The sequence below is a fragment of the Citrobacter sp. wls718 genome (assembly GCF_005280945.1).
GTDB classification, from domain to species: Bacteria; Pseudomonadota; Gammaproteobacteria; order Enterobacterales; family Enterobacteriaceae; genus Citrobacter; species Citrobacter gillenii.
Genome location: NZ_SZWV01000026.1, coordinates 1 through 2,508, shown reverse-complemented (window position 1 = coordinate 2,508; position 2,508 = coordinate 1). Strand labels below are relative to the sequence as shown.

Sequence of the window (2,508 nt, the reverse complement as noted above, 5' to 3'; positions counted from 1 at the left end):
TCACAATCGCTGGGGATTCAGTCTGAACTGGGGTTGGCGTAGGGATCAACTAGCAGACCTGGAACGAATGTTATTTCTGCTGGATGGTAAATCGATACCCGACAACCGTGGTGATGTTACTACTCGGTTGATGGGGCATATTCGAGATAACCCTTCGAAGGGTGTTTACGAAGATGATTTCTTCAGTATTCGTTACTTTCAGAAGGGAACCGCGCACATCACTTTTAAGCGCTACGATCTGACAGAAAAGATGAATGATATTGTGGCGAAGCACTATCCGGGGATGCTGGCTAGTCCACTTTAACGTTGATGGGTGTTGAAAAAATTTACTTACACCAGCCGTTACATAAACTTTTTGGATGTGTGGTTTTCAGTGAGGGGTTTTGCGTAACTCATTGGTTTTAAATGGTACGCCCTGTAGGATTCGAACCTACGACCTACGGCTTAGAAGGCCGTTGCTCTATCCAACTGAGCTAAGGGCGCATTGCGAAGTGAAGACTTCATGCGGATGAAACGCGTGAATTATACGGTCAGCGCCTGCTGAGTCAATGCCTTTTGTTCTGGTTGCTTGCGAAGTGTACGAATGGTGGTTTTTTCTGCTCGTCCACGGGTATCCAGGAAATCACCTGGTAACAACTGAGGCGCCGTAAAGCCCGGTTTAAGGTTAAATGTATTTAGAAAATTAATGATTTTGCTTAACATTCTCCTACACCCTTCCCTGCGGTTTAGGATCCCTTCAATGTTAAGTATCGCCATCAAAGACGAAAATAGTCACTTCGAACATGGTCTGAAAATCATCATTACTCGTCTGACGAATCAGTGGCGTCAGGAGATTTGCTTCTTGCCTGTCGACGATATCGATCGTGCAGACATCGCCTTTTTATCGCTGGATGAAGAGTGGCTCAGCGCGGGTTGTTACGAAATTCCCCGCCACACCCGTCACCAGCATCGGGTCATTATTTGCAGCAAATGCGATAAAGATAAGCTGATGTTCAGGCCCTGCCTGTACATGCTACCGCTGATTTATCGCGAAGATGATGTCGAAGAGATCGGCAAAAAAATGGTACTCATTTTGCAAAAACGCGCACTCCGTTCCAGCGTCCCTGCCACCATCTGTCACTACTGCACCACCCGCAACTTTTCCATTGCAGAGCGTCAGTTTTTAATGTTCCTCGCCAGCGGATATACCTCCGCCGAAACCGCACAGCTTCTTGCACTTAGTGAGGTAGAAGCGAAGGTAACGCGTCGGAGTATTATGAGAAAACTGCAGGTGAAAAATGAACAACAATTCTTAAGATACATCAGGGTTAACCTGAGTTTTCTACAAAATTGAACCGTTTCTTATGCGCTGGAAACTTTATGAGAAATGTCTCATGTGCAATTAAGTATATGCGCCTACTGCCCCCATTTCTATGCTGCCACAATAATGCCTATGTGTTATTTCCGGGGTAAAAATAAAACACTCTCGGTAATATTTGCTCCGCGTGGGAGAATATCATGATGCCGAGCCTGTTATTGTGCAACGATAAATATGAGTACGCACATCCTTCAATAAAAAATGATGCTAACGTTCTACTTTCAACACTGAAATTAGAACCTATTGTCGAGTTATCGACTTCGCACCGATACGGCTTTGAAGTCCTGACCCACCTCCCGCGAAAAATGAATAGCGAGAACTATTTTCGCCAGCTTTCTTTCGCACAACAACAAAGCCTGTTTTATCGCCAAATAGCCAACATCGTACATTATCAGCCCGGCTACGTTTATTCACTGAACCTGCCGATGAAGGCCTTTCTGAACTGGACGTCATTTCATTGGCGTGATGTTACGTATCCACCTAACCTTGTCATCGAAATACAGGACCCTGCTACATTCCTTTTGCTCAATGTTGCTCAACGCCATGTGGCGTATAACGCTATGCAGCATGTTGAAGCGTCAGGCACCCCTATCTGGATGGATGACGTCAATGAAGAATTACTCATCGCATTCATTGAGGCTAATTGGCACCTATCAGGCATTAAACTGGATAAAAATACCTTTTGGACACTGAGTAAAAAACCCAGCAGGCTCCAGCAGATCATTAAGAAAGGACAAGCAATCGCAAATCAGGTGATTGTCGAAGGGATTGAAACCCAAACGCACAAGGAAATTGCCCAGCGAGCCGGCGCAAATTTGGGGCAGGGGTATTTATGGCCCGCCATTTATCCAGGGCAGGAGAAATAAAACGGAAAGGAAAACAGGAAGGATGCGCAGCGTACTACGTCGGGAACGACATCGCCGTTTACAAAACACTCACTGTACCCATCAATATCATCACTGTGCGCCGCAGGTATTTGACCGGCTTGAGTATCTGGCACAAAAAATCAATTATACATTACCGGGAGACACTGTATCTCAGGCAATTATCACCACTGATTACTATCTCGCATTTACACTGAACCGCTATTTATTTTCAGGTACCCGTACGGCTGTTTTCCAGAATTTTGGGTGATGCTGCCAACTTACTGA

At 45.4% G+C, this 2,508-nt stretch carries 4 protein-coding genes, 1 tRNA gene and 1 pseudogene; 4 read left to right on the top strand and 2 right to left on the bottom strand.

Annotated features, from left to right (window positions below; translation table 11 throughout):
* Positions 1-304 (top strand): DUF4942 domain-containing protein (locus FDW95_RS05210; RefSeq protein WP_137363430.1); only part of this gene is annotated, 304 nt, incomplete at its 5' end.
* 102 nt (positions 305-406) lie between these two features.
* On the opposite strand, the gene FDW95_RS05205 is transcribed toward FDW95_RS05210, so the two are convergent.
* A tRNA-Arg gene (locus FDW95_RS05205) sits at positions 407-483 on the bottom strand.
* Between the two features lie 39 nt (positions 484-522).
* Complete coding sequence (locus tag FDW95_RS05200; protein WP_115259164.1) at positions 523-702, bottom strand: hypothetical protein; 180 nt, start codon at positions 700-702, stop codon at positions 523-525.
* Between the two features lie 37 nt (positions 703-739).
* Between FDW95_RS05200 and fimW the strand changes: the two genes are divergently transcribed.
* From fimW to FDW95_RS23485, 3 genes and pseudogenes are all read left to right on the top strand, one after another.
* Positions 740-1,333 (top strand): fimbria biosynthesis transcriptional regulator FimW, encoded by a 594-nt coding sequence (gene fimW / locus FDW95_RS05195; RefSeq protein WP_115259165.1) that lies wholly within the window; start codon positions 740-742, stop codon positions 1,331-1,333.
* Between the two features lie 164 nt (positions 1,334-1,497).
* Positions 1,498-2,223 carry an EAL domain-containing protein gene (locus FDW95_RS05190; protein ID WP_115259166.1) on the top strand — a complete coding sequence of 242 codons (726 nt, stop codon included), beginning with the start codon at positions 1,498-1,500 and terminating at the stop codon, positions 2,221-2,223.
* 22 nt (positions 2,224-2,245) lie between these two features.
* Positions 2,246-2,482: pseudogene (locus FDW95_RS23485) on the top strand (fimbriae Y protein); the annotation flags it as partial.
* Positions 2,483-2,508: the final 26 nt, after the last annotated feature.

Bases quoted from the DNA above. Each gene is read 5' to 3' on its own strand.
- FDW95_RS05200 (WP_115259164.1), bottom strand. From the start codon at position 702: ATGTTAAGCAAAATCATTAATTTTCTAAATACATTTAACCTTAAACCG.
- fimW (WP_115259165.1), top strand. From the start codon at position 740: ATGTTAAGTATCGCCATCAAAGACGAAAATAGTCACTTCGAACATGGT.
- FDW95_RS05190 (WP_115259166.1), top strand. From the start codon at position 1,498: ATGATGCCGAGCCTGTTATTGTGCAACGATAAATATGAGTACGCACAT.